Here is a 23261-nt window from a genome sequence, read left to right on the forward strand (position 1 = left end):
GCCAAGCTGTGTGACGCAGCGAACATCTCGCCGGGCCCCCCTGTCCTAGACGCCATACCGGCGGGTAACGTCCGGGCAGTCCAGTCGTGCTCAGGATTTCAACCACCGAGGTTCCGAGCACTTGCCCGAGCCTTGGACCGCACCGTCGCATCACACAGTGTCGTGGCGCCGGCGCCCTATGAGGAGCAGCAGTCTTGCGCGAGTTCAGCCTTCCGGCTTTGTACGAGGTCCCTGCGGACGGCAATCTGACCGACATCGTCCGCAGAAACGCCGCGCAGCATCCCGATGTCGCCGTCATCGCCCGCAAGGTGGCCGGTGCCTGGCAGGACGTGACCGCCCGGGACTTCCTGGCCGAGGTGCTCACCGCCGCCAAGGGGCTCATCGCCGCCGGGGTGCAGCCGGGCGACCGGGTGGGCCTGATGTCCCGCACGCGTTACGAGTGGACGCTGATGGACTTCGCGATCTGGAGCGCCGGCGCGATCACCGTGCCGGTGTACGAGACCAGCTCGCCGGAGCAGGTGCAGTGGATCCTCTCGGACTCGGGAGCGACCGCGTGCGTGGTGGAACTGGACGGCCACACCGCCGCCGTGGAGTCGGTGCGCGACTCGCTGCCCGCCCTGAAGAACCTCTGGCAGATCGAGGCCGGCGGTATGGAGGAGCTGGGCCGGCTCGGGCAGGACGTGTCGGACGAGACGGTCGAGGAGCGCAGCTCGCTCGCCAGGGCCGACGACCCCGCGACCATCGTGTACACGAGCGGGACGACCGGCCGCCCCAAGGGCTGTGTCCTCACCCACCGCAGCTTCTTCGCCGAGTGCGGCAACATCGTGGAACGGCTGCGCCCGCTGTTCCGCACCGGCGAGTGCTCGGTCCTGCTGTTCCTGCCGCTCGCGCACGTCTTCGGGCGGCTCGTGCAGATCGCGCCGATGATGGCGCCGATCAAGCTGGGCTGTGTCCCCGACATCAAGGACCTCACCGACGAACTCGCCGCCTTCCGGCCGACGCTGGTCCTCGGCGTCCCGCGGGTCTTCGAGAAGGTCTACAACTCGGCGCGGGCCAAGGCGCAGGCGGACGGCAAGGGCGCGATCTTCGACAAGGCGGCGGACACCGCGATCGCCTACAGCAAGGCACTGGACAGTGCCTCGGGCCCGTCGTTCGGGCTGAAGGTCAAGCACAAGGTCTTCGACCGGCTGGTCTACAGCAAGCTGCGCGCGGTGCTCGGCGGCCGGGGCGAGTACGCCATCTCCGGCGGCGCCCCGCTGGGCGAGCGGCTCGGCCACTTCTTCCGGGGCATCGGTTTCACCGTGCTGGAGGGCTACGGCCTGACGGAGTCCTGCGCGGCGACCGCGTTCAACCCCTGGGACCGGCAGAAGATCGGCACGGTCGGCCAGCCGCTGCCGGGTTCGGTGGTGCGGATCGCGGACGACGGCGAGGTGCTGCTGCACGGCGAGCACCTGTTCAAGGAGTACTGGAACAACCCGGGCGCGACCGCGGAGGCGCTGGCGGACGGCTGGTTCCACACCGGTGACATCGGCACCCTCGACGAGGACGGCTACCTGAGGATCACCGGCCGCAAGAAGGAGATCATCGTCACGGCGGGCGGCAAGAACGTGGCACCGGCCGTGATAGAGGACCGGATCCGGGCGCACGCGCTGGTCGCGGAGTGCATGGTGGTGGGCGACGGGCGGCCGTTCGTGGGCGCGCTGGTCACCATCGACGAGGAGTTCCTCGGCCGGTGGGCGTCGGAGCACGGCAAGCCGGCGGGCTCCACCGCGGCGTCGCTGCGCCAGGACCCGGATCTCACGGCCGCGATCCAGTCGGCGGTCGACGACGGCAACGCCGCGGTGTCGAAGGCGGAATCGGTGCGGAAGTTCCGCATTCTGTCCTCCCAGTTCTCGGAGGAGTCGGGCCACCTCACCCCGTCGCTGAAGCTCAAGCGGAACGTGGTGGCGAAGGACTACGCGAACGAGATCGAGGCGATCTACGCCAAGTGACCGGTGCGTCCGCTCATGGCGCGGTGTCCTCGGCGAGGACCCGCGCCATCGTGCGTTCGGCGAGCGCCGTGATGGTGACGAACGGATTGACGCCGAGCGAGCCGGGCACGAGCGAGCCGTCGGTGACGTACAGCCGTGAATAGCCCTTCACCCGGCCGTAGTCGTCCGTCGCCCGGCCCAGGACGCAGCCGCCCAGCGGGTGGTAGGTGAAGTCGTCCGCGAAGACCTTGCCGCCGGAGCCGAAGAGGTCGTGGCGGTAGATCGTCAGGTTGGCCAGGTTGATCCGGTCGAACAGCTTCTTGGCCATGGCCACCGACACCGCGCTCTGGGCGGCCGTCCAGCCGAGCTTCACCGCGCCCGTCGCGGAGTCGTAGGTGAACGACGCCCGCTCGGGGTTCTTGGTGATCGCCAGGTAGAGACTGATCCAGTGCTCGAAGCCCATGGGCAGCGGGGCGATCTCGGCGAAGACCGGGTTGGCGGTGTTGGCCCAGTCGTCGATGCCCATGACGGGCATGGTGGCCTGGTCGGCGCCGACGGTGTCCCAGACGTGGTTGGCGCGGCCGAGCATGGTGTTGCCGTTGGTGCCCCAGCCCGCGCCGACACTGGAGTCCAGGTCCGGCAGGGTGCCGGTGTCCCGGGCCCGGACGAGGAGCTCGCTCGTGCCGAGGCTGCCCCCGCCGAGGAACAGATACGTGCAGCTGTAGCCCTTCGTCTCCACCACCCTGCCGGTGTCGTCGATCCGGTCCGCGGTGAGTAGGTACGTCCCGTCGCTCGCCCTGCTGACCGACGTGACCTTCTCCAGGGTGTGGATGGTGACGGCGCCGGTGCCGAGGGCGGCGGCCAGGTAGGTCTTGTCGAGGCTGCGCTTGCCCTCGTTGTTGCCGTAGATGACCTCTCCGGCCAGCGCGGACCTGGTGGCGGTGCCGGCGGCCTCGCGCTGCATGTGGCCGAAGTCGTAGACGTTCGGCACGAAGGTGGTCTTCAGCCCGGCGTTCGCGGCGGCCTTGCGGGAGGTCCGGGCGAACCGGTACCACTCGGTGGACTCGAACCACGCCGGGTCGATGGTGTTGACCCCGAGCATGGCGCGGGCGCGCGGGAAGTACGTGCCGTACATGTCGTCGGCGTCCACGGTCGGGAACTGCTCCGCGAAGTACGACTTGAGCGGGGTGACGGCCATTCCGCCGTTGACGAGCGAACCGCCGCCGACGCCCCGGCCCACGTAGACCGACATGGCGTCGTAGTGCACGCGGTCCAGGACGCCGGGGTAGGGGTTGATGGCCTTGTCGACCACGTCCAGCCACAGGAAGGTGGCGAGCGGGGCCTCGGTGCGGGTGCGGAACCACATGGCCCGCTGGTCGGGGGCGGTGGTGGAACAGAACACCTTGCCGTCGCCGCCCGCGGTGTTCCACAGGCGGCCCATCTCCAGGACGAGGGTGCGGACGCCCGCCTGGCCGAGGCGGAGGGCGGCTACGGCACCGCCGTAGCCCGACCCGACGACGATCGCCGGGGCGGACTCGACCGCCTCGGGCTCGGCCGCGTGCGCGGACTCGAGACCGATGCGGGTCAGACCGGCCGTGGCGGCGGTCTGCAGGGCGATCACGCCCAGGATGTGACGTCTACTCAGCTGACGCTGCATCAGTTTTGCTGTCATGTGCGCAGCATGTGCGGATTATGCGGTTCCGCCAAGGGGCGCAGCAGGACGAAGCGCCTGCTAGAGCAAGTCTTTGAGTTTTTCCGCCAGCAGGTCCCAGCGCCACTTCTCCTCGACCCACCGCCGGCCCCGCTCACCCATCCGGCGGCGCAGCGCGGCATCGCCGAGGAGGGCCACGATCCGTTCGGCGGCCTGTGCCGGTTCGCCGCCCCGGACCACCCAGCCGGTCTCCCCGTCCAGGACCGCGTCGGGTGCGCCGCCGGAGTCCCCGGCGACGACCGGCAGGCCGGTGGCGGACGCCTCCAGGTAGACGATGCCGAGGCCCTCGACGTCCAGGCCCCCGCGCCGGGTGCGGCAGGGCATCGCGAAGACGTCGCCGGCGCCGTAGTGCGCGGGCAGCTCGGACCAGGGCACGGCGCCGGTGAACCGGACGGAGGACTCGACCCCCGTGTCGCGGGCCAGCCGGCGCAGGTCCCGCTCGTAGGGGCCGCCGCCCACGACGAGCAGCACGGCGTCCGGTTCGGCGGCGAGGATGCGGGGCATCGCCCGGATGAGGGTGTCCTGGCCCTTGCGCGGCACCAGCCGGGAGACGCAGACCACGACCGGCCGGTCGGTGAGGCCGAGGCGCGCCCGGACCTCGTCGCCGCCGGAGCCGGGATGGAAGGTCTTCTCGTCGACCCCGGGCGGCAGCTGCACCATCCGCCCGGCCGCCGCCGGGGTGAGCGCGGTCGCGATCCGGGAGCGGGTGTACTCGCCGAGGTAGGTGATCGCGTCGGTGGAGTCCCCGATCCGGCCCAGCAGCTGCCGGGCCGCGGGCAGCTGGGCCCAGCCGGCCTCGTGCCCGTGGGTGGTGGCCACCAGCCGCTCGGCGCCGGCCTTCCGCAGCGCGGGCGCCATCAGTCCGAGCGGCGCCGCCGCCCCGAACCACACCGAGGTGCACCCGTGCTCCCGCAGCAGCCCGGCCGCCCGCCGGGTCGCCTGCGGGGTGGGCAGCAGCATGGTCGTACGGTCGCGTACGACGGTGAAGGGCTGCTCGGCGTCGAAGGCGGCCGTGGCCCGGACGCCCTCCCGGCCACGCTTCCAGGTGGACGCGTAGACGACCAGCCGGTCCGGGTCCAGGCGGAGGGCCATGTTGTGCAGGAAGGCCTGGATGCCGCCCGGCCGGGGCGGAAAGTCGTTGGTGACGATCAGGGTCTTGTGCATCGCCGCCGACCCTACCGAATCGCCGGTGCGCGGCCGGGCGCGGCCGAGTCTGTGGCATGCCCGAGCGCGCGCAGGCCATGATGGGCACGCGTAATCGAACGGCACGGCACAGCGACGCGGGAATCGAACGGCAGGGGATCACGTGGAGACGAAGGCCGCCCGGCGGTCCCCGGCCCGGCTGCTGGCGGTCTGGGCCGGCACCCGCGCGGTGCTGCTGCTGCTCGTCTTCCGGGTCGTCGTCTTCCCGGGCCCGGACGTCACCTCCGACGTGTCGGTGATCTACCGCGGCTGGTACGAGGTGCTGCGGCAAGGAACGTTCCCGCTGGACGACGTGACCTGGCAGTACCCGCCGGCCGCCGCCCTCCCGATCCTCTCCCCCGGCCTGCTGCCCTTCCTGTCGTACACGCACGCCTTCTTCGTGCTGGCCTTCCTCACCGACCTCGCGGTCCTGGCCCTGCTGCGGTACGCGGGCAACCGGCCGGGCCGCTCCCCGCGCGGGGCCTGGGTGTGGGTGACGGCGGTGCCGCTGCTCGGGCCGACGGCGTACGCCCGGTACGACGTGATGGTGACCGCCGTGGCCGTGGCGGCGCTGCTGGCCGGGGCCCGCCACCCGCGGCTGACGGGTGCGCTGGCGGCCTTCGGGGCGCTGCTGAAGGTGTGGCCGGCGCTGCTGCTGGTCGGTGCCGTACGGCGGCGGACGTGGGCGTCGGCGGTGGTGACCGCGGCGGGCCTGGCCGCGCTGTTCTCGGTCTCCATGCCGGGCGCCTTCGCCTTCCTGACCTTCCAGCGGGACCGGGGCACCGAGGTGGAGTCGCTGGGTTCGCTGGTCTTCCATGTGGGCCGGCACTTCGGCTGGGACGGCCAGGTGCTGCTGAACTACGGGTCCATCGAGTTCCTCGGCCCGCACGTGGACCAGGTCAGCGCGGCGGCGCTCGCGCTCACCGGGGCCGCGTTCGGCTGGCTGCTGCTGTGGCGGCTGCGCGCGGTCCGGTTCCCGCCGCACACCCTCGCCGACGCGGCCTTCACGGCGGTGCTGCTGTTCACGGTCACCAGCCGGGTGATCAGCCCGCAGTACCTGGTGTGGCTGATCGGGACGGCCGCCGTGTGCCTGACCCACCGGGCGAGCCGCATGGGCGCGCCCGCCCTGCTGGTCGTGCTCGCGTCCTTCGTGACGGTCCTGGAGTTCCCGCTCGGCTTCACGCACGTGGTGACGAGCGACTGGTACGGCATCACGCTGCTGGTGCTGCGCAACGGTCTGCTGGCCGCCGCCGCGCTCACGGCGGCGCGCCGGCTGTGGCGCGCGACCGTACCGCCGGCCCCCGCCGTGCCGTTCCCGCCGCGGACCACCCGCACGCAGGAGACCCCGGTCTCCTCCTGACGCCTCGCCCGCCGCAGCACGAGCGCGACCGCCGCGCCCTGCCCGGCCATCCCCTGCCCGGTCATCGTGGCGGCGTACCTGACCTTGCGGGCGATCGGGACGCTCAGCCGAGCTGCGCGCGGACGTAGTCGCGCCAGCTCGCGGAGAACTCCGCCGGTGTCGTGCCGAGCACCTTCCTCAGTGCCTGCTCGACCGCGCCCGCCCGCTGCGCGTGGGCGCCCACGGCCCGGTAGAAGGCGTCGAGCCGGGCCGTGCCCCAGCGGTCCGCGATCATCCGGCAGGCCAGCCAGCCGCCTTCGTAGGCCCGCGCCAGCTCGGTGGGGTCGCTGGTGAAGCCGAAGTGCTTGTCCGGGGGCAGGGTCCCGGGTGCCCGGCCGTCCCGGAGGGCGTGGGCCAGCTCCGGCGCGATCTCGGCCGGGACGCGGCCGGTGCCGAGGTAGCCGATCCAGTCGGCGTACCCCTCGGAGAGCCACAGCGGGGTGGCGGCGGTGGTGTGCGCCCGGGTGGCCACATGAGTGGTCTCGTGGGTGAGCACGACCTGCTTGCCGACGTCGCCCAGACCGGCGTACGCCTCCGGGTTGACGACCACCCGGTCCGCGGGAGCCTTGCCGGCGCCGCCCGCCTCACCGGTGGTGACGGCCGCGATTCCCCGGTACTTCGCGGCCGGTGAGCCGAGCAGAGCCGCCATTCCCGCCAGCGTCCGCGGCACGAGGACGACCACCCGGCGGCTCCAGTGCGGCCCCCACGCCCCGGTGACGGCCGGGACGGCACGGTCGGCCAGCGTGGCGAAGGCCCGCAGCTCGGCGGCCGGCTGGCCGGCGCCGAGGACCAGACTGCGCACGCCCTTCGCGGTGGTCACCGGCCCCTGGTCCCACAGCTGCTGGCCGGCGTCCCGCGCGGGCCGGTCGGCGCCGACGTACCACTTCCCGTCGGCGGTGCGGCCGAGGGTCAGGGTGCGGCGGGTGTCCACCGGGGCGGTGTCGTAGCCGGTGACCCGGTAGCGCAGCTCGGCGTCGGCGGTGGCACCGGCGGAGGTGCGCCGCACGCCGGTGACCCGGTAGGTCCAGGAGGTGAGCGGGAGCGCACGCAGCCGGGTGTACTCGGTGCGGGCGCCCGTCGCGCCGTACGCCGTCCCGTCGTGGCCGAGCAGCGCCGCCGCCCGCCGGTCGAGCACCCGCTGCACCTCGATGCGGGTGGAGTCGGCCGGCGCCGGGCCGCCACAGCCCGCCAACGGCAGCAGCAGACCGAACCCCACGACTGCTGCGCACCACGCGCCCCTGCGACCGGCCACCCGCCGATCGTACGGCGCCGGAGGCGGTCAGGGACGGGTGACCGAGGAGACCGGCATCATGCCGACCGGGTCGTAGCGCACCGGGGCGCCCGGGTACGGCGCGTGGATGACCTGGCCGTTGCCGACGTACATCGCCACATGGCTGGCGTCGGACCGGTAGACGACCAGGTCACCGGGTCGGGCCTGGGAGAGCGGCACCTGCCGGCCGGCGAAGCGCTGCTCCTGGGAGGTGCGTGGCAGATGGATGCCGGCGTGCGCGTACGACCACTGCATCAGGCCCGAACAGTCGAAACCGGAGGGGCCGTTGGCGCCCCACACGTAGGGACGTCCCAGGGCGGCCCGGGCGGCCGCGAGGGCCGCGGCGGTGCGGCCGTCGGAGGCTACGGCGGCGGCCGGGCCGGGCAGATCGGTGCGGCTGCCCCGGGAGGCGCGGTCGTAGGCGGCGCGGTCGGCGGCGGACAGGGAGTCGAGCAGCCGGCGGGCCGCGGTGAGCTTCCGCTCCACGCTCCGCTTGTGGACGGCCACGGCCTTGCGGCTCTTCTCCAGGTCCGCGAGCTTGCCGGCCGCCTGCGAACGCTCCTGGACCAGCTCGCGCATCAGGGACTGCAGCTCCTTGAGCTGGCCGGCCTGCCGGACGCCGATGCGGTCGAGGGTGGAGGCCTTGTCGAGGTAGTCGTCGGGGTCGTCGGAGAAGAGCAGGGCGACGGCCGGGTCGATGCCGCCGGAGCGGTACTGGGCACCGGCCAGCGAACCGAGCCGCTCCCGCAGGGTGTTGACGCGCAGTTGCTGCCGGGCGATGTGGTCCTGCGCGTCCCGCACCTCGCGGCGCAGCGCGCCCGCGCGCTCCGCGGCCTTGTCGAAGGCCTGGGTCGCCTGCTCGGCCTGCTCGTAGAGCCGGTCCACCTCGGCACGGGCGTCGCCGTGCGGCGCTGCGTGCGCCGATACGGTGCCGAGCGCGGCGGCCGCGGCGGACAGCGCGCACAGGGCGGCCGCGCCCCGGTCGAACCCGGACGGTGCAAGGCGGCGATGAGACCCCACGGCAGTCCTTCTGCTGGCGGACAGAGACCGCTTCCCCGGCGCCTGGGGACGGGGAGGCCCCTGCGCCGGGGAAACGCGGCAGACAGTAGCCGTGCGGGAGGGTCCCGGCCAAAGACATCGGAGTCAACACACAGTGACGCCCCGCCGCTGACGCAGGTCAACGGCGGGGCGAGGAGTCAGTTCCGGTTTCCGGGATTCGCCCGTTCGGGCGCCACCGGGCGCGGGTGCCGGGACGGCCCCGCGGACGCAGGGACGGCCCGGCCGGGTTCAGAGGGTCCGGACGTTCACACGTTCCGGCGTTCAGACACGGACGCCGAACATGAACGGGCCGCCGATGGTGCTCATGGACTCGTAGCGGACGACGGTGCCGGTGCGCGGGGCGTGCAGGACCTGGCCGTTGCCCGCGTAGAGGCCCACGTGGTGGATGTCGTTGAAGAAGAAGACGAGGTCGCCGACCTGCAGGTCGCTCTGCGAGTAGATCCTCGTGCCGATGCCGGCCTGCGCCTGCGAGGTGCGGGGGATGGAGACGCCGGCCTGGGCGTAGGCCCAGGAGGTCAGACCCGAGCAGTCGAAGGAGGAGGGGCCGGTGGCGCCGTAGACGTACGGCTTGCCGATCTGGCTCTGGGCGGCGGAGAAGGCCGCCGCTGCGCGACCCGAGGCGGGCGGCGTGTCACCGAGGTCCACGCGCTCGGTGGACGAGCGGTTGGCGCGCTGCTGCTTGGCGGCGAGGGCCGCCTTCTCCTTGGCGGTCAGGGTGTTGAGCAGCTTCTGCGCCTCGGCGAGCTTGCCCTGGACTTCCTTCTTCTTCCGCTCCAGCTGGGTGCGCGTGGCGGAGAGGTCCTTGAGCTTCTCGGTCGCCTCTGCCCGCTCCTGGGCCAGTTCGCGCTGTTTGTCCTGGATCTTCTTCAGGGCCTCGACCTGCTGGCCGCTCAACTGGTCGAGCGTGGAGGCCTTGTCGAGGTAGTCGTCCGGATCCGAGGACAGGAAGAGCTGCACCGAGGGGTCGATGCCGCCTGAGCGGTACTGCGCGGTGGCCAGCGAACCCAGGCCGTCGCGGAGCTTGTTGAGGTCCTGCTGACCGCGGGCGACGTTGTCCTGGATGGTGGAGATTTCCTTCTGCAGCTTCTGCTGCCTCTCCTTGGCCCCGTTGTACTTCTCGGTGGCCTGCTCGGCCTGCTCGTAGAGCTTGTCGACCTTCGCCTTCACCTCGTCCTTGTTCAGCTTCTCGCTGGGAGCGGCGTTGGCGGCGTTCGCGCTGAGCGCGACGGCGGCGGCGGCTGCGGTGGTCAGCACGGTCACACGCGTGCGGCTCGGCTGCTTGGGTCGACGATGGGACGCCACGGAGGAGGAACTCCTTCTTGTGAGTGACCACCCGTTCGGAGGTTCGAGCCCAGACCCTAGTGACCCAGTTGTGATCAGTTCAAATCCTCGCGGCAAAAAACCCGGTCGCGCAATGCATTCTTTGCACGCAACTCACATGCAGTGATGCTCGATTGACACTGCGCTGCGTGACGATCCGGCTAATTCGGGCAATGCCCGTGCCCGTTGGACCTTCAGGACAGTCGCTTGAGAAGCACCGCAGAGGCCACGGGTCGGGCACCGGCCTTGGCGACCCCGTCGGCCACCTCCCGGTCGGTGGAGGCGACGATGACCGGACGGCCCGGCGGTTCCGCACGCACGATCTGGCGGATCAGTTCGTCCGCCGTGATGCCCGGCTTGGAGAACAGCACCCGCACCCCGCGCGGCGGCGCGAGCAGCACCGGCGCGGCCAGTTCGGCGCCGTCGAAGACGCACGTCACCTCGGCGCCGGTCTGCGCGGCGAGCGCCGAGAGCTGGCCGAGCAGCCTGAGCCGCTGCTTCTCCAGCGGCATCTGCGGATAGCCGGTCTTGGTGACGTTGTAGCCGTCGACCACCAGATGCACCTGCGGCAGCGCGAGCAACTGGTCGAGGATCGCCGGGTCGTTCTCGGACAGCGCGCGGGCGGCGATGTCCTTCGGGGTCATCCGTCCCGGCTCCACCGCGTCCACGGTCTCGGCCGGGCGCACGGAGACCGGCGGCAGGGCGAGTTCGCGCCGGAGGCCCTGGGTGGCGTCCAGGAGGGTGTCGAGCAGCAGCCGCACCCGCATGTCCTCGACGCTGCGGCCCTCCCGGGCGGCCCGCCGGGTGGCCTCCAGCGCCGCCTCGGCCTCGCCGAGCCGCCCCTTGAGCCGGCGGGACTCGCTCTCGGCGGCCGACACCTGCAGCTGTGACTCGGCGCGCACGGCGTCGGTCTCGGCGTGCAGCTTGCGCAGCGCGGCCTCGCCCCGCTTCACGTCACTGTGCGCGGCACGCAGCTTGCGGTGCAGGGATTCGGCCTCCTTCTTCGCCGACTCCAGCTCCGCACGCAGCCGTTCGGTCTCGGCCCGGGTGTGGTCGCGGGCCTGGGCCAGCTCGGCGCGCAGCCGCTCCAGTTCGGCCCGGCTCTCCTCGTCCACCCGCTCGGCGTGTGCGCGCTGGGCCTCCTCGCCGGCCGCGGTGACCAGCTTCACCCAGCCCGCCGGCCGCAGTACGTAGGCCGCGGCCGCCACATCGAGCGGGTCCGCGGCCGGGGGCGGGGAGCCGGAGTCGAGGGCGCCCGCGAGTTCTGCTTGCGCCTCTCTGAACTTCTCCCCGATCCGCTGCCGGAACAGCGGATCGGTCTCCAGCGCCGCCGCCATCGCGTTTCCGGCGAACTTCGCCCGGCGGTTGGGGGCGAACCGGGCGTACTGCCTCAGCTGGGCGGGCAGTTCCGCCACGGTCAGGCCGCCGAAGCCCTCCGAGACGATCTGCACGACCCGCCGGCGCACACCGTCGGGCAGCGGACGGTCAAGCACCTCGGCGGTGCCGTCGCCCGGCCCCCCGCCTGCGGTCTCCACCATCCGTCACACCCCACTACTTCCGCTGTTCCCCGGGGGCCGCTCCACTCAGGAGCCGGCACCCGGCCTGTCCACGAGTTCCACCTGGTCCACCGCGTTGCACCAGCGGCAGCGCACCGACTCGATGGTCTCACTGACCACCTCGCGCTCCTCCACCGTCGGTGCGCCGGCCAGGTCGAGATGGACGTACTCGACGACCTTCGACGAGCGGGTCACGTCGAACCGGGTGAGGTTGCCGCACAAGGCGCAGCGCCATCGCGTCGTGGCGGTCGGCAGGGGAACCGTCATCGTCGTCGTCCGCTTCCTTCTCGTTCTCGGCGCGCGCCGCCGGCCGGCGCGTGTGGCTCGTAACCCTACGGCCTGGCGGGTACTCGCCGCCCGTCTGTTCACGGCGGCGAGGCGGTCTGTCAGCTTGCGTCCCGTTACGTCATGCTCTGTAGTCATGATCAGCACCTGGAGCACGGCGGCCGGCAGGACACTCAGAGCGGTCCGGGGATCCTCGGCCCCGATGACATACGGCCTCATCGCCCTGTGCTGCCTGATCTTCGTCCTGAGCCCGGCCTCCGGGCTCACCCGGGCGAACGGCACCGGGGACGCGATGCTGGCCGCGCAGCGGACGTACTTCCACCGCTGGGGGGTGGTCCCGGCCGACCTGTTCGACGGAGCCGCCCGCGATGCGCTCACCCCGGCCACCGCCCTGTTCGTGCACGGCAGCTGGGTGCATCTGCTGGGCAACATGCTCTTCCTCTTCGTCTTCGGGGCGATGACCGAGGAGCGGATGGGCCGGGTGCAGTTCACCCTCTTCTACGCCTGCTGCGGCTACCTGGCCCTGCTCGGCTACGCGGCCGCCAACGCCGCCTCCGAGCAGTCGCTGGTGGGCGCCTCCGGAGCGATCTCGGCGGTCCTCGGAGCGTTCCTCTACCTGTTCCCCCGCGCGCGCGTGACCAGTCTTCTGCCGTTCCTGTTCTTCCTGCCGCTGCGCTTCCCCGCCTGGGTCGTGCTGCCCTGCTGGGCGGCCCTGCAGTGGCTCGCGGCGGGCCGCGCCTCCGACGGCCCCGGCGTGGCCTACCTCGCCCACCTGGTGGGCTTCGGGCTCGGCTTCGGTTACGCCTGGGCGCGCTACGGCAGCCGGAGGGGCCCGAAGGGCCGCCTCGGGAGGGCCGTGGCGGGAGACGGGAGGGCTAGAGTGAAGGCCGCACCGGCCCCGGCTCCCGAGGGAGAGAACCAACCGTGATCACCGCGATCGTCCTCATCAAGACCAGCGTGGACCGGATCCCCGAGATCGCGGAGCAGATCGCCGCGCTGGAGAGCGTCAGCGAGGTCTTCTCGGTCACGGGCACCTACGACCTGATCGCCATGGTCCGGGTACGGCAGCACGAGGACCTGGCCGAGGTGATCCCGGGCCGGATCAGCAGGATCCCGGGCGTGGAGGGCACCGACACGCACGTGGCGTTCCGCACCTACTCCCAGCACGACCTGGAAGCCGCGTTCGCGATCGGCCTGGACAACTAGCCGGCCACGTCCAGCGCGGCGACGCCGGTGCCCGGGGCGGCGCGGGGACGCCGGCGCCCGGGGCGGCGCGGGGACGGCACCCGCGGGCGCCCGGGACCGGGGTCGACGACCGCGGGCGCCGGGGGCGACGACCGCGGGCGACCGGAGCGTGCCGGCCGCCGCCACGGCGCCGCCCGCCCCCTCCGGGGCGGCCCCGGGCGGCCCCTCCTGGGCTCAGACCGCGGGGACGCAGCGGCCGTCCTCCGTGCGGTAGCGCCACTTCGCACCGTCCCGGACCAGCTCCTTCACGGCGTCCACGAACCGCTCCACGTGCTCGTCCGGCGTGCCCGCGCCGAAGCTCACGCGGATGGCGTTCAGCGACTTCTCGCCCGGGGCCGCCTCCGGTGCGCCGCACTCGCCCTGGGCCTGCGGGTCGCTGCCCAGCAGGGTGCGGACCAGCGGATGGGCGCAGAACAGGCCGTCGCGGACGCCGATGCCGTACTCGGCCGAGAGGGCGGCGGCGAAGTGCGAGCTGTTCCAGCCCTCGACCACGAAGGAGATGACGCCGACGCGCGGGGCGTCGTCGCCGAACAGGGAGAGGATCCGCACCTCGGGCACCTCGGCGAAGCCCTCGCGGACGGTGCGGACCAGGTGCTGCTCCCGGGCGACGAGCGAGTCCCAGCCGGCCTCGGTGAGCGCCTTGCAGGCCGACGCGATGGAGTAGGCGCCGATGACGTTCGGGGAGCCGGCCTCGTGGCGGGCGGCGCTCTCGTGCCACTCCACGTCCACTCCCCCGTCGGTGCGCCGGGAGACCTTGCGGCTGGCGCCCCCGCCCGCCAGGTACGGCTCGGCCGCCCGCAGCCAGTCGGCACGGCCGGCCAGCACGCCGGAGCCGAAGGGGGCGTACAGCTTGTGCCCGGAGAACGCGACCCAGTCGACGTCCAGGTCACGGACGTCCACCGGGTGGTGCGGGGCGAGCTGGGCGGCGTCCAGAACGATCCGGGCGCCGTGCGCGTGCGCCGCGGCGGCCAGCTCCCGCACCGGCCACAGCTCCCCGGTGACGTTCGAGGCGCCGGTGACACAGACCAGGGCCGGGCCGTGCGGGTCGCGTTCGGCGAGGGCCCGCTCCAGGGTCTCCACCGCCTGCCGGGGGGTGCGCGGGGCGTTGAGGTAGCTGACCTGGGCGTCCTGCCAGGGCAGCAGGGAGGCGTGGTGCTCGGTCTCGAAGACGAAGACCTGGCAGTCGGCGGGCAGGGCCCGGGCCAGCAGGTTCAGCGAGTCGGTGGTCGACCGGGTGAAGATCACCTGGTCGTCCTCCCGGCAGCCGAGGAACGCGGCGACCGTCGTGCGGGCGTTCTCGAACAGGTCGGTGGAGAGCTGCGAGAGGTAGCCGGCACCGCGGTGGACGCTGCCGTAGTACGGCGCGTAGGCGGCGACGTCGTCCCAGACGCGCTGGAGGGCGGGGGCGCTGGCCGCGTAGTCCAGGGCGGCGTAGCCGACCTCGCCGCCCGTCACGAGCGGAACGGTGACGTCCCGGCCCAGCACGGGCAGCGGGGCACAGACGAGCTGGTCGGCGGCAGCGGTGATGACGGACATGGGTGAACTCCCGTGCGAGCAGGTGGGACTCGTCGCGCGAGCGGACACGGCTCGAGCGCGGACGAGGGAAAAGGGCTGTGCGGAGGCGGGGCTCTGCGGCCCTATCGCATTCGCTTGCTCACGGGGGGCTCCCTCGATGACCAGGACCCCTGGCCCCGCGCTCGTCACGAGCGCGCGAGGGGTCCGCGCTTGCCGCAGACCTTGCTGTCCGCGACCTGGTCTTCACCCGGGGCACCCCGCCACGGACGGAGGGTTGCCGGACAGTCGGCCGGGGCCTCATGACTGTCACTCATGACCTGGTTCAGTATCCTGCCACACGATCTTCGGCGCGCAAGGCGCAGTCCGGCATATGGACTGCGCCGTGCCGCAGACCGCCCCGGGGTCAGGCGTTGCTCGCCGCCACCCAGCGCTCCAGCGCCCGCTTGGCCGCGCCCGAGTCGACCGACTCCCGCGCCTCGGCGATGCCGGCGCGCAGCTGGTCGGCGAGCGGCGCGTCCGTGGGCCGCAGCGCGACGAGCGCGGCCGCCGAGTTCAGCAGGACCGCCTCCCGCACCGGCCCCCGCTCGCCGTCCAGCAGGCGACGCGCGACCGCCGCGTTGTAGGCCGCGTCGGCGCCGCGCAGGGCGTCCACCGGCACGAGACCGATGCCCACGTCCCGCGGGTCGAAGGTCTCCTCCGAGACCTTGCCGTCGCGGACCACCCACACCCGGGAGGTGGCGGTGACGGTCAGCTCGTCCAGGCCGTCGTCGCCCCGGAAGACCAGTGCCGAGTTGCCCCGCTCGGCGAGGACCCCGGCCACGATCGGCGCCATCCGCGGGTCGGCCACCCCGACCGCCTGGGCGCGCACCTTGGCCGGGTTGGTCAGCGGGCCGAGCACGTTGAACGTGGTCCGGATGCCCAGCTGGCCGCGGGCCGCCGCCACATGGCGCAGGGACGGGTGGAACTTCACCGCGAAGCAGATGGTGATGCCGGCTTCCTCGGCGACCTCGGCGACCCGTCTCGGGGTCAGGTTCAGATTGATCCCGAGCTGCTCCAGGACGTCGGAGGACCCGGAGGCGGAGGAGGCCGCGCGGTTGCCGTGCTTGACGACCTTCGTGCCGGTGCCGGCGACGACGATCGAGGACATGGTGGAGATGTTCACCGTCTTGGCGCCGTCGCCGCCGGTGCCGACGATGTCGACCGCCGGGCCGGGCACCTCGATCACGTTGGCGTGCTCGTACATCGTCCGGACGAGACCGGAGATCTCCTCGACCGTCTCGCCCTTGGCCCGCAGCGCCACCATGAAGCCCGCGATCTGGGCGTCGGTCGCCTCACCGCGCATGATCAGGTCCATCGCCCACGCGGCCTCGTCGGCGGACAGGTCCCGGCCGGTCAGCAGGCCGTTCAGCAGGACGGGCCAGGAACGGCCCGCCGCGGTGTCGCCTCCAGCGGGGGTCACAGCGCTCATCAGCCGCTCCTCGTACACAGTCCTGCAAGGTCGTACACCACCCTATCCAGCCCGGAGCACGGCCAAGGGCCCCGTCCGTAACCCGGACGGGGCCCTTGGCCGTGGTGTGGCGACGCGGGGATCAGTGGTGGCCGTGGCCGCTCGTGATCTCCTTGTACTCCTCGACGGTCGGCTTCGTGATCTGGCTGTCCTCGCCGTAGTAGGCGGTGGAGAGCTTCGCGCGCAGCTTCTCCGAGCCCTTCACCTTGCGCTCGACACCGTTCTCGTCGACCGCCGGACCGATCTCGGCCGGCCGGTACTGCTCGTGCGCGGTGAGCGTGTGCAGCTGCTCCTGGCTGAGCGGCTCGTGCACCTCGATGAACTCACCGTGCGGCAGCCGCTTGATGATGCCGGTCTCGCGGCCGTGCAGCACCTTGTCGCGGTCGCGGCGCTGCAGACCGAGGCAGATCCGCTTGGTGACGATGAACGCGATGACCGGTCCGACGACGAAGAAGATCCGGACGAACCAGGTGACGGCGTTGATCGACAGCTGGAAGTGCGTGGCCCACAGGTCGTTGCCGCCGCCGACCAGGGTGATCATGTAGATCGTCACCCAGGCGACACCGAAGGCGGTGCGGGTCGGGGCGTTGCGCGGGCGGTCCAGGATGTGGTGCTCGCGCTTGTCGCCGGTGACCCAGGACTCGATGAACGGGTAGACCGCGATCGCCGCCAGGACCAGCGGGAAGAGCACCAGCGGGATGAACACGCCCAGGACGAGCGTGTGACCCCAGAGGTTGATCTCCCAGCCCGGCATGAAGCGGATCAGACCCTCGGCGAAGCCCATGTACCAGTCGGGCTGGGCGCCGGTGGACACCTGGTCCGGGCGGTAGGGGCCCATGGCCCAGATCGGGTTGATCTGGGCGATCGCCGCGATGGCCGCGATGACACCGAAGACCAGGAAGAAGAAGCCTCCGGCCTTGGCCATGTAGACCGGCAGCAGCGGCATGCCGACGACGTTCTTCTCGCTCTTGCCGGGGCCCGCGTACTGCGTGTGCTTGTGGTAGAAGACCAGGATCAGGTGGCCGACCACCAGGCCGAGCATGATGCCCGGCAGCAGCAGGATGTGGATCGAGTAGAACCGCGCCACGAAGTCGTGGCCGGGGAACTCGCCGCCGAAGAGGAAGAACGACAGGTACGTGCCGACGATCGGCACGGACAGGATCGCGCCCTCCATGAAGCGGACACCGGTGCCGGAGAGCAGGTCGTCCGGGAGCGAGTAACCGGTGAAGCCGGTGAACATGCCCAGGACGAACAGCAGGAAGCCGAACAGCCAGTTGATCTCACGCGGCTTGCGGAACGCGCCGGTGAAGAAGACGCGCATCATGTGCACGAACATGCCGGCGAGGAAGATCAGCGCCGCCCAGTGGTGGATCTGCCGGACCAGCAGACCACCGCGCACGTCGAAGGAGATGTGCAGCGTCGAGCTGAACGCCTCCGACATCAGCTGTCCCTGGAGCGGGACGTAGGAGCCGTGGTACTCCACCTCGTTCATCGACGGGTGGAAGAACAGTGTCAGGTAGACACCCGTCAGGATGATGATGGTGAAGCTGTAGAGGCAGACCTCGCCCAGCATGAACGACCAGTGGTCGGGGAAGATCTTGCGCATGTTGGACTTGGCCAGGGAGTAGATCCCGAGCCGTCCGTCCGCCCAGTCGGCGATTCGCTCGCCGGCCGGTGCCTTGCCGCGAGAGCGGCCCGCCGCGTCGGCGGATGGATTCGTTTCGTTCGCTGCAGTACTCATCCGCGCTCCCAGAATGCAGGACCGACGGGCTCCTCGAAGTCGCCGAGCGCCTGGAGGTAACCCTCACTGTCCACACCGATGCGCAGCTGCGGAAGGGCGTGGCCGGCGGGGCCGAAGATCACTCGGGCGCCGTCGGAGAGGTCGAAGGTGGACTGGTGGCACGGGCACAGCACGTGGTGCGTCTGCTGCTCGTAGAGCGAGATCGGGCAGCCGACGTGGGTGCAGATCTTCGAGAACGCGACGATGCCCTCGTGCGCCCAGTCGAGCTCGCGCTTGTCCTTGATGTTGCCCGGCTGGAGCCGGACGATCATCAGGGCCGCCTTGGCGATCTCCGTCTGGAACTCCTCGGACTTCTCCTCCAGGCCGTCGGGCTTGGCGAAGGTGAGCGAGCCGACGGCGACGTCCTCGGGACGCAGCGGCTGGTTGGTGTTCATGTTGACCAGGCGCTTGCCCTTGGCCCACAGGGTGTGGCGCAGCGTGCTGTGAGGCAGCGGCCCGAGGTCGCGCAGCAGCATGACACCGGAGAGCGGCACCAGGGTGAGCGCGCCGAACATCGTGTTGCGGATCAGCTTGCGGCGGCCGATCGCCGACTCCTTCGCGCCCTCGCGGAAGTCGTCGTGGACCTTCGTGCGCAGCTCGGGCGACGCCTCGATCGGGTGACGCTCGTCGGCGATCTCCACGTCGGACATCAGGGTGCGGGCCCAGTGGACCGCGCCCGCGCCGATGCAGAACAGGGCCGTGCCGAGGGTCAGGCCGAGCGCGAAGTTGAGCGCGCTGAGGTGACCGATCGGGAAGACGAAGATCGTCTTGTCGTGCGGGATCGCGACGTACGAGGCGATGAAGCCGACGGTGGCCAGCATCGACACCGTGAACATCAGGGCGACCGCGCGCTCGGACCGCCTGGCGGCCTGCTCGTCGATGTCCTGGATCCGGTGCTCGTGCGGCGGCAGTCCCGGGTCGGCGAACGGGTTCTCCTCGTCCGCGACGCTTACCGCGCCGTGCGCGTGCTCCTGCTCAGCGGGCAGGTTCTCTTCTGGAATGTCTTGGCTACTCATGACTTCTTGGCCTTTGCGGTCCGAGCGGCGACCCAGACGGCGACCGCGATCAACGCGCCCAGTCCGAAGATCCAGGCGAACAGGCCCTCGCTGACCGGCCCGAGGCCGCCCAGCTCCATACCACCCGGGTTGTCCGTGTCACTGCTGTTGACCGCGTGCAGGTACGCGATGATGTCCTTCTTGTTCTTCTCCGTCAGCGTGGTGTCGGGGAAGGAAGGCATGTTCTGCGGGCCGGTCTGCATGGCCTCGTAGATGTGCTTGGGGTCCACGCCCTCCAGGCTCGGGGCGTACTTGCCCTTGGTGAGGGCACCGCCCTTGCCGGTGAAGTTGTGGCACTGCGCGCAGTTGGTGCGGAACAGCTCGCCACCCTTGGCGATGTCCGCACCGGCCGGACCGTACTGCTGCTTGGTCGGCACGCTCGGGCCGGCGCCCAGCGACGCGATGTACGCGGCGAGCTGGTCGATCTGGGCCTGCGTGTAGACGACCTTCTTGCTCGGGATCTGGGCGCCCTGCGAGGTGGCGGCGGGCATACGCCCGGTGCCGACCTGGAAGTCGACGGCCGCGGCGCCGACACCGACGAGGCTCGGCCCGTCGGAGGAGCCCTGGCCACCGGTGCCGTGGCAGCTTGCGCAGCCGACCTGGTAGAGCTTCTTGCCCTCCTTGATGGTCAGGGACTGGGCGGTTTCATCGGCCTGCGCCTTGCTCGCGGGCGCGAACGCGGCGTACAGCCCCCCAGTGGCCGCCAGCGCGAGGAGTAGGACGACGACCGCCGCCAGCGGATGGCGTCGTCGTGCGGAGAGCTTTTTCACGGATTACCCCGGTGTCAGGATCTTCTGCGTCGATGCTTCTGGATGTGCGGGAGCGGTCCCGGCTACTTGATCAGGTAGATCGTGGCGAAAAGGCCGATCCAGACGACATCGACGAAGTGCCAGTAGTAGGACACGACGATGGCGGCGGTCGCCTGCTCGTGCGTGAACCTCTTCGCCGCGTACGTGCGGCCGAGGACCAGCAGGAAGGCGATGAGACCACCCGTCACGTGCAGGCCGTGGAACCCGGTGGTCAGGTAGAACACCGAGCCGTACGGGTCGGAGGACAGCGAGATGCCGTCCTTCTTCACCAGCTCCGTGTACTCGTAGATCTGACCGCCGATGAAGATCGCACCCATGATGAAGGTGAGGATGAACCAGCCACGGAGCTTCTTCACGTCGCCGCGCTCGGCCGCGAACACGCCGAGCTGGCAGGTGAGGGAGGAGAGCACCAGGATCGTGGTGTTCGTCGCGGAGAAGGGCACGTTCAGCGCGTGCGCCATCTCCTTCCAGTGGTCCGGTCCGGTCACCGACCGGAGGGTGAAGTACATCGCGAAGAGGGCCGCGAAGAACATCAGCTCGGAACTCAGCCAGATGATGGTTCCGACGCTGGTGAGGTTCGGCCGGTTGACCGACGGGTGCGCGTGCCCGGTTTCTACTGTCGTTGCTGTCGCCACGACCGACATTATGTCGGTCGCTTATCCCGCCCTCACTCCGGGGGGTGCCGTTCGGAGTGTTGCTGCCTGCCGAACCGGTGCTGACGTGGTGTTCATGGGAGTAACATCCGCCCAAACGGCCCTGTCCGTCCTGTCCGTACGACGCTGACGTCCCGGAGGAACAATGCAGCCGACCGCCACGGTGCTGGTCTACAGCGACGACTCCAACACCCGCGAGCAAGTACGGCTGGCCACCGGGCGCCGGCCGGCTCCGGACGTGCCCCAGGTCGAGTTCGTGGAGTGCGCGACCCCGGCCGCGGTGCTGACCGAGCTGGCCAAGGGCGGCATCGACGTCTGTGTGTTCGACGGCGAGTCCGCGCCCATGGGGGGCATGGGCCTGTGCCGGCAGATCAAGGACGAGGTGTTCCAGGCTCCGCCGGTGCTGCTGCTGATGGGCCGGCCGCAGGACGCCTGGCTGGCCACCTGGAGCCGGGCCGAGGCGGCGGTCACCCTGCCGGTGGATCCGGTGGAGTTCGCCGCCGCGCTGGCTTCCCTGCTGCGGCAGAAGAGGCTGCTGAGCGCCTGAGAGACCGCGGCGCGCGGTTCGTGCGCGCGAGCGGCCACGTGACCTCTCGCGCGCCTCCCCGCGCCCCTTGCGGGCGCTCACACGGCCGTCGGACGGAGCCTTGCCACGTCTCCCGGTGCCGGACCGTCCGCGCCGCTGTCCGTCAGCGCGCTGCCGGTGCGCCATTTCTTCCAGTCGAGGTTCCAGTCGCCGAAGCCGTTGCCGAAGGGCTCCATGGGGTCGCCGTTGGAGTTCACGACCTTGACGATGTCGCCCTGGTGCACGTTGTCGAAGAACCACTCGGCGTTGGACGTGCTCATACCGGTGCAGCCGTGGCTGACGTTCGCGTACCCCTGGGATCCGACGGACCAGGGGGCCGCGTGCACGTACTCGCCTGACCAGGTGACCCGGGTGGCGTAGTAGACCGGCAGGTCGTAGGAGTCGGAGCTGCCCTCGGCGATGCCGACGGTGCTGCCGCGCATGCGTACGAAGTACTGCTTCTCCAGGACGACCTTGACACCGTTGCGGGTCTCGAAGCCGGGCTTGCCCGTGGTGACCGGGATCTGATCGACCTGCTGGCCGTTCTTGTAGTAGGTGAGCTGGTGCGTGGAGGCGTCCGTGATGGCCTCGACGCGGTCACCGATGGTGATCGCCAGCGCCTTGGACCTGCCGCCCCACAGCCGGTCGCTGATCTTTACGCCGTCCAGGTTGCTGTGTACCTGCACGGTGGCGTGGGCGGGCCAGTACTCGCGCGGGCGGTAGTGGAGTTCCTTGTCGCTCACCCAGTACCACGAGCCCGGCACGGCGGGCACGGAGTCCACCCTGAGGGCGCGCTCCACGACGGCACGCTGTGCCTTGTCCTTGATCGCCTGGTCGAGCTGGGCGGTGATCGGCTGCCCGACGCCGTAGGTGCCCTTGTCGGGCCCGAACGTGACGCCCAGGCGCTTCTTGCTGGTGGGCATGCTGGTGTCGAAGGAGAGGACCTTGCGGCCGGGCGCGCCGTCCTCGTCCTCGGTGCTCACCGAGACCGTGTAGTGGGCGTTGGCGGCCAGCGGGGAGGTGCTGTGCCACCGGCTGCCGTCGGCGGCCAGTTCGCCCGCCACATAGCGCCCTGTGGAGTCCTGAGCGGTGACGTCGGTGATCCGGCCGTCGCTCTGGGCGGTGACTTCCAGGGGCTTGTCCGGGTCGGCCCGCTTCCCTGCACCGGTGGGGCCGTTGAAGGAGATCAGGCCCGCCGCGTCGTACGGCCTGGCCGACAGAGGGTTGCCGTCAGAACCGCAAGCGGTGACGCCCGCGCCGAGGGCGGTCACCAGCAGGGTGCAGCTGACGACGGTGCGGGTGCGCGGAGTGTGATTCATACGATCACGCTATGAGGTGCTTGCCGTACAGGCGCGGCGAGTAACCCGTTCGAGCGAACGGCGCTGCGGCAGAGGAGGGACCCGCCGGTCCGGCCGGAAAGGCGGGAGCCCGGACCCTCCTGACGGAGGGTCCGGGCTCCCGGTGCGTGTTCCCGCGTGCTACTGGGTGCGGTTCTCACCGTGGTAGTACTCGAACACCCAGCCGAACAGGCCGATCATGATGATCGGTGCGGCGAAGTAGATCAGCCACCAGCCGACCGCGACGCTGAGGAAGGCGATCGCGCCGCCGATGCCCAGCATGAGCGGCTGCCAGCTGTGCGGGCTGAAGAAGCCCAGCTCGCCCGCGTCGTCCGCGACATCGGCCTCCTGGTCGTCCTGGGCACCCGCGTCGACCCGCCGGGCGGTGAAGCCCAGGTAGAAGCCGATCATGACGCTCAGGCCGAAGGCCAGGAAGAGCGCCGTCGTACCGGCCGGCTCCTTCGACCACACGCCATACACGATGGCCATGATCAGGATGAAGACGCTCAGCCAGATGAACATCCGACCCTGGATCTTCACTTGCCGGCCTCCTTGCTGCCCGCGACGGCGGTGCCGTGACCGGCGTGCTCGAGCTGCTCGAGCGCGGCGATCTCAGGGTGGTGCAGGTCGAACGCCGGGGATTCGCTGCGGATCCGCGGCAGGGTGAGGAAGTTGTGCCGCGGCGGCGGGCAGGAGGTCGCCCACTCCAGCGAGCGGCCGTAGCCCCACGGGTCGTCCACGCCGACCGGCTTGCCGTACTTGGCCGTCTTCCACACGTTGTAGAGGAACGGCAGGATCGACAGGCCGAGCAGGAACGAGCTGATGGTCGAGACCGTGTTCAGGGCGGTGAAGCCGTCGGCCGCCAGGTAGTCGGCGTAACGACGCGGCATGCCCTCGGCGCCCAGCCAGTGCTGGACGAGGAAGGTGCCGTGGAAGCCGATGAACAGCGTCCAGAAGGTGATCTTGCCCAGGCGCTCGTCGAGCATCTTGCCCGTCATCTTCGGCCACCAGAAGTGGAAGCCGGAGAACATCGCGAAGACGAC

The 23261-nt window shown here is 71.0% G+C and carries 21 protein-coding genes and 1 riboswitch; of the genes, 5 read left to right on the plus strand and 16 right to left on the minus strand.

Going from position 1 to position 23261, the window contains the following annotated elements:
- Positions 1-194: 194 nt before the first annotated feature.
- Positions 195-1991: an AMP-dependent synthetase/ligase gene (locus tag ACGFT2_RS32760; protein ID WP_393285559.1), complete on the plus strand. Its 1797-nt coding sequence runs from the start codon at positions 195-197 to the stop codon at positions 1989-1991.
- A 13-nt stretch (positions 1992-2004) separates the two neighbouring features.
- On the opposite strand, the gene ACGFT2_RS32765 is transcribed toward ACGFT2_RS32760, so the two are convergent.
- Entirely contained in the window at positions 2005-3642 is a 1638-nt protein-coding gene (locus ACGFT2_RS32765) for a GMC oxidoreductase (protein ID WP_393285561.1), read from the minus strand.
- A gap of 60 nt (positions 3643-3702) precedes the next feature.
- On the minus strand, positions 3703-4845 hold the full coding sequence (locus ACGFT2_RS32770; RefSeq protein WP_393285564.1) for a glycosyltransferase family 4 protein: 1143 nt from the start codon (positions 4843-4845) through the stop codon (positions 3703-3705).
- A 142-nt stretch (positions 4846-4987) separates the two neighbouring features.
- Here ACGFT2_RS32770 and ACGFT2_RS32775 point away from each other — a divergent pair, with 142 nt between their 5' ends.
- The gene (locus ACGFT2_RS32775) at positions 4988-6223 is read left to right on the plus strand and encodes a glycosyltransferase 87 family protein (protein ID WP_393285566.1); all 1236 of its coding nucleotides are present in this window, start codon (positions 4988-4990) and stop codon (positions 6221-6223) included.
- Between the two features lie 103 nt (positions 6224-6326).
- On the opposite strand, the gene ACGFT2_RS32780 is transcribed toward ACGFT2_RS32775, so the two are convergent.
- The 5 genes from ACGFT2_RS32780 to ACGFT2_RS32800 form a co-directional block, all read right to left on the minus strand.
- Positions 6327-7514 (minus strand): hypothetical protein, encoded by a 1188-nt coding sequence (locus ACGFT2_RS32780; protein ID WP_393285569.1) that lies wholly within the window; start codon positions 7512-7514, stop codon positions 6327-6329.
- Positions 7515-7541: 27 nt separating this feature from the next.
- Positions 7542-8552, minus strand: a complete 1011-nt coding sequence (locus tag ACGFT2_RS32785; protein ID WP_393285572.1) for an NlpC/P60 family protein — start codon at positions 8550-8552, stop codon at positions 7542-7544.
- Positions 8553-8852: 300 nt separating this feature from the next.
- Positions 8853-9893 carry an NlpC/P60 family protein gene (locus ACGFT2_RS32790; RefSeq protein ID WP_393285575.1) on the minus strand — a complete coding sequence of 347 codons (1041 nt, stop codon included), beginning with the start codon at positions 9891-9893 and terminating at the stop codon, positions 8853-8855.
- Positions 9894-10105: 212 nt separating this feature from the next.
- On the minus strand, positions 10106-11449 hold the full coding sequence (locus ACGFT2_RS32795; protein WP_393285578.1) for an NYN domain-containing protein: 1344 nt from the start codon (positions 11447-11449) through the stop codon (positions 10106-10108).
- 45 nt (positions 11450-11494) lie between these two features.
- Positions 11495-11734, minus strand: coding sequence for a hypothetical protein (locus tag ACGFT2_RS32800; RefSeq protein WP_393285581.1), 240 nt, complete (start codon positions 11732-11734; stop codon positions 11495-11497).
- A gap of 154 nt (positions 11735-11888) precedes the next feature.
- Here ACGFT2_RS32800 and ACGFT2_RS32805 point away from each other — a divergent pair, with 154 nt between their 5' ends.
- Positions 11889-12680, plus strand: coding sequence for a rhomboid family intramembrane serine protease (locus tag ACGFT2_RS32805; protein ID WP_393285583.1), 792 nt, complete (start codon positions 11889-11891; stop codon positions 12678-12680).
- Positions 12677-12958: an Lrp/AsnC family transcriptional regulator gene (locus tag ACGFT2_RS32810; protein ID WP_020939542.1), complete on the plus strand. Its 282-nt coding sequence runs from the start codon at positions 12677-12679 to the stop codon at positions 12956-12958. Before ACGFT2_RS32805 ends, ACGFT2_RS32810 begins: the two co-directional genes overlap by 4 nt.
- 213 nt (positions 12959-13171) lie before the next feature.
- Here the strand turns inward: ACGFT2_RS32810 and ACGFT2_RS32815 are convergent, their stop codons facing one another.
- The 6 genes from ACGFT2_RS32815 to ACGFT2_RS32840 all read right to left on the minus strand — a co-directional run bounded on the left by ACGFT2_RS32815 (position 13172) and on the right by ACGFT2_RS32840 (position 20307).
- Positions 13172-14533 carry an aminotransferase class V-fold PLP-dependent enzyme gene (locus ACGFT2_RS32815; RefSeq protein WP_393285587.1) on the minus strand — a complete coding sequence of 454 codons (1362 nt, stop codon included), beginning with the start codon at positions 14531-14533 and terminating at the stop codon, positions 13172-13174.
- A gap of 180 nt (positions 14534-14713) precedes the next feature.
- A riboswitch (SAM riboswitch) is annotated at positions 14714-14830 on the minus strand.
- A gap of 85 nt (positions 14831-14915) precedes the next feature.
- Positions 14916-15980: an anthranilate phosphoribosyltransferase gene (gene trpD, locus ACGFT2_RS32820; protein ID WP_393285590.1), complete on the minus strand. Its 1065-nt coding sequence runs from the start codon at positions 15978-15980 to the stop codon at positions 14916-14918.
- A 121-nt stretch (positions 15981-16101) separates the two neighbouring features.
- Positions 16102-17760 (minus strand): cytochrome bc complex cytochrome b subunit, encoded by a 1659-nt coding sequence (locus ACGFT2_RS32825; protein ID WP_393285592.1) that lies wholly within the window; start codon positions 17758-17760, stop codon positions 16102-16104.
- Positions 17757-18815 carry a Rieske 2Fe-2S domain-containing protein gene (locus ACGFT2_RS32830; RefSeq protein WP_393285595.1) on the minus strand — a complete coding sequence of 353 codons (1059 nt, stop codon included), beginning with the start codon at positions 18813-18815 and terminating at the stop codon, positions 17757-17759. Before ACGFT2_RS32830 ends, ACGFT2_RS32825 begins: the two co-directional genes overlap by 4 nt.
- Positions 18812-19624: a c-type cytochrome gene (locus ACGFT2_RS32835; protein ID WP_393285598.1), complete on the minus strand. Its 813-nt coding sequence runs from the start codon at positions 19622-19624 to the stop codon at positions 18812-18814. The genes ACGFT2_RS32830 and ACGFT2_RS32835 overlap by 4 nt, the downstream gene beginning before the upstream one ends.
- 62 nt (positions 19625-19686) lie before the next feature.
- Positions 19687-20307: a heme-copper oxidase subunit III gene (locus ACGFT2_RS32840; RefSeq protein ID WP_393285601.1), complete on the minus strand. Its 621-nt coding sequence runs from the start codon at positions 20305-20307 to the stop codon at positions 19687-19689.
- 154 nt (positions 20308-20461) lie between these two features.
- On the opposite strand from ACGFT2_RS32840, the gene ACGFT2_RS32845 reads away from it, so the two are divergent.
- On the plus strand, positions 20462-20863 hold the full coding sequence (locus tag ACGFT2_RS32845; protein ID WP_393285604.1) for a hypothetical protein: 402 nt from the start codon (positions 20462-20464) through the stop codon (positions 20861-20863).
- A gap of 77 nt (positions 20864-20940) precedes the next feature.
- On the opposite strand, the gene ACGFT2_RS32850 is transcribed toward ACGFT2_RS32845, so the two are convergent.
- The 3 genes from ACGFT2_RS32850 to ACGFT2_RS32860 form a co-directional block, all read right to left on the minus strand.
- Positions 20941-22200 carry an Ig-like domain-containing protein gene (locus ACGFT2_RS32850; protein ID WP_393285607.1) on the minus strand — a complete coding sequence of 420 codons (1260 nt, stop codon included), beginning with the start codon at positions 22198-22200 and terminating at the stop codon, positions 20941-20943.
- A gap of 159 nt (positions 22201-22359) precedes the next feature.
- Entirely contained in the window at positions 22360-22758 is a 399-nt protein-coding gene (locus ACGFT2_RS32855) for a cytochrome c oxidase subunit 4 (RefSeq protein ID WP_393285610.1), read from the minus strand.
- Positions 22755-23261 (minus strand): cbb3-type cytochrome c oxidase subunit I (locus tag ACGFT2_RS32860; RefSeq protein WP_393285613.1); only part of this gene is annotated, 507 nt, incomplete at its 5' end. The genes ACGFT2_RS32855 and ACGFT2_RS32860, both read right to left, overlap by 4 nt.

Source organism: Streptomyces sp. NPDC048514 (assembly GCF_043199955.1).
In the GTDB taxonomy this organism is placed as follows: domain Bacteria; phylum Actinomycetota; class Actinomycetes; order Streptomycetales; family Streptomycetaceae; genus Streptomyces.

Coding starts and splice junctions, on each gene's coding strand:
- ACGFT2_RS32850 (WP_393285607.1), bottom strand. CDS start 22,200: ATGAATCACACTCCGCGCACCCGCACCGTCGTCAGCTGCACCCTGCTG.
- ACGFT2_RS32765 (WP_393285561.1), bottom strand. CDS start 3,642: ATGACAGCAAAACTGATGCAGCGTCAGCTGAGTAGACGTCACATCCTG.
- ACGFT2_RS32795 (WP_393285578.1), bottom strand. CDS start 11,449: ATGGTGGAGACCGCAGGCGGGGGGCCGGGCGACGGCACCGCCGAGGTG.
- ACGFT2_RS32805 (WP_393285583.1), top strand. CDS start 11,889: ATGATCAGCACCTGGAGCACGGCGGCCGGCAGGACACTCAGAGCGGTC.
- ACGFT2_RS32840 (WP_393285601.1), bottom strand. CDS start 20,307: ATGTCGGTCGTGGCGACAGCAACGACAGTAGAAACCGGGCACGCGCAC.
- trpD (WP_393285590.1), bottom strand. CDS start 15,980: ATGAGCGCTGTGACCCCCGCTGGAGGCGACACCGCGGCGGGCCGTTCC.
- ACGFT2_RS32825 (WP_393285592.1), bottom strand. CDS start 17,760: ATGAGTACTGCAGCGAACGAAACGAATCCATCCGCCGACGCGGCGGGC.
- ACGFT2_RS32815 (WP_393285587.1), bottom strand. CDS start 14,533: ATGTCCGTCATCACCGCTGCCGCCGACCAGCTCGTCTGTGCCCCGCTG.
- ACGFT2_RS32830 (WP_393285595.1), bottom strand. CDS start 18,815: ATGAGTAGCCAAGACATTCCAGAAGAGAACCTGCCCGCTGAGCAGGAG.
- ACGFT2_RS32770 (WP_393285564.1), bottom strand. CDS start 4,845: ATGCACAAGACCCTGATCGTCACCAACGACTTTCCGCCCCGGCCGGGC.
- ACGFT2_RS32800 (WP_393285581.1), bottom strand. CDS start 11,734: ATGACGGTTCCCCTGCCGACCGCCACGACGCGATGGCGCTGCGCCTTG.
- ACGFT2_RS32845 (WP_393285604.1), top strand. CDS start 20,462: ATGCAGCCGACCGCCACGGTGCTGGTCTACAGCGACGACTCCAACACC.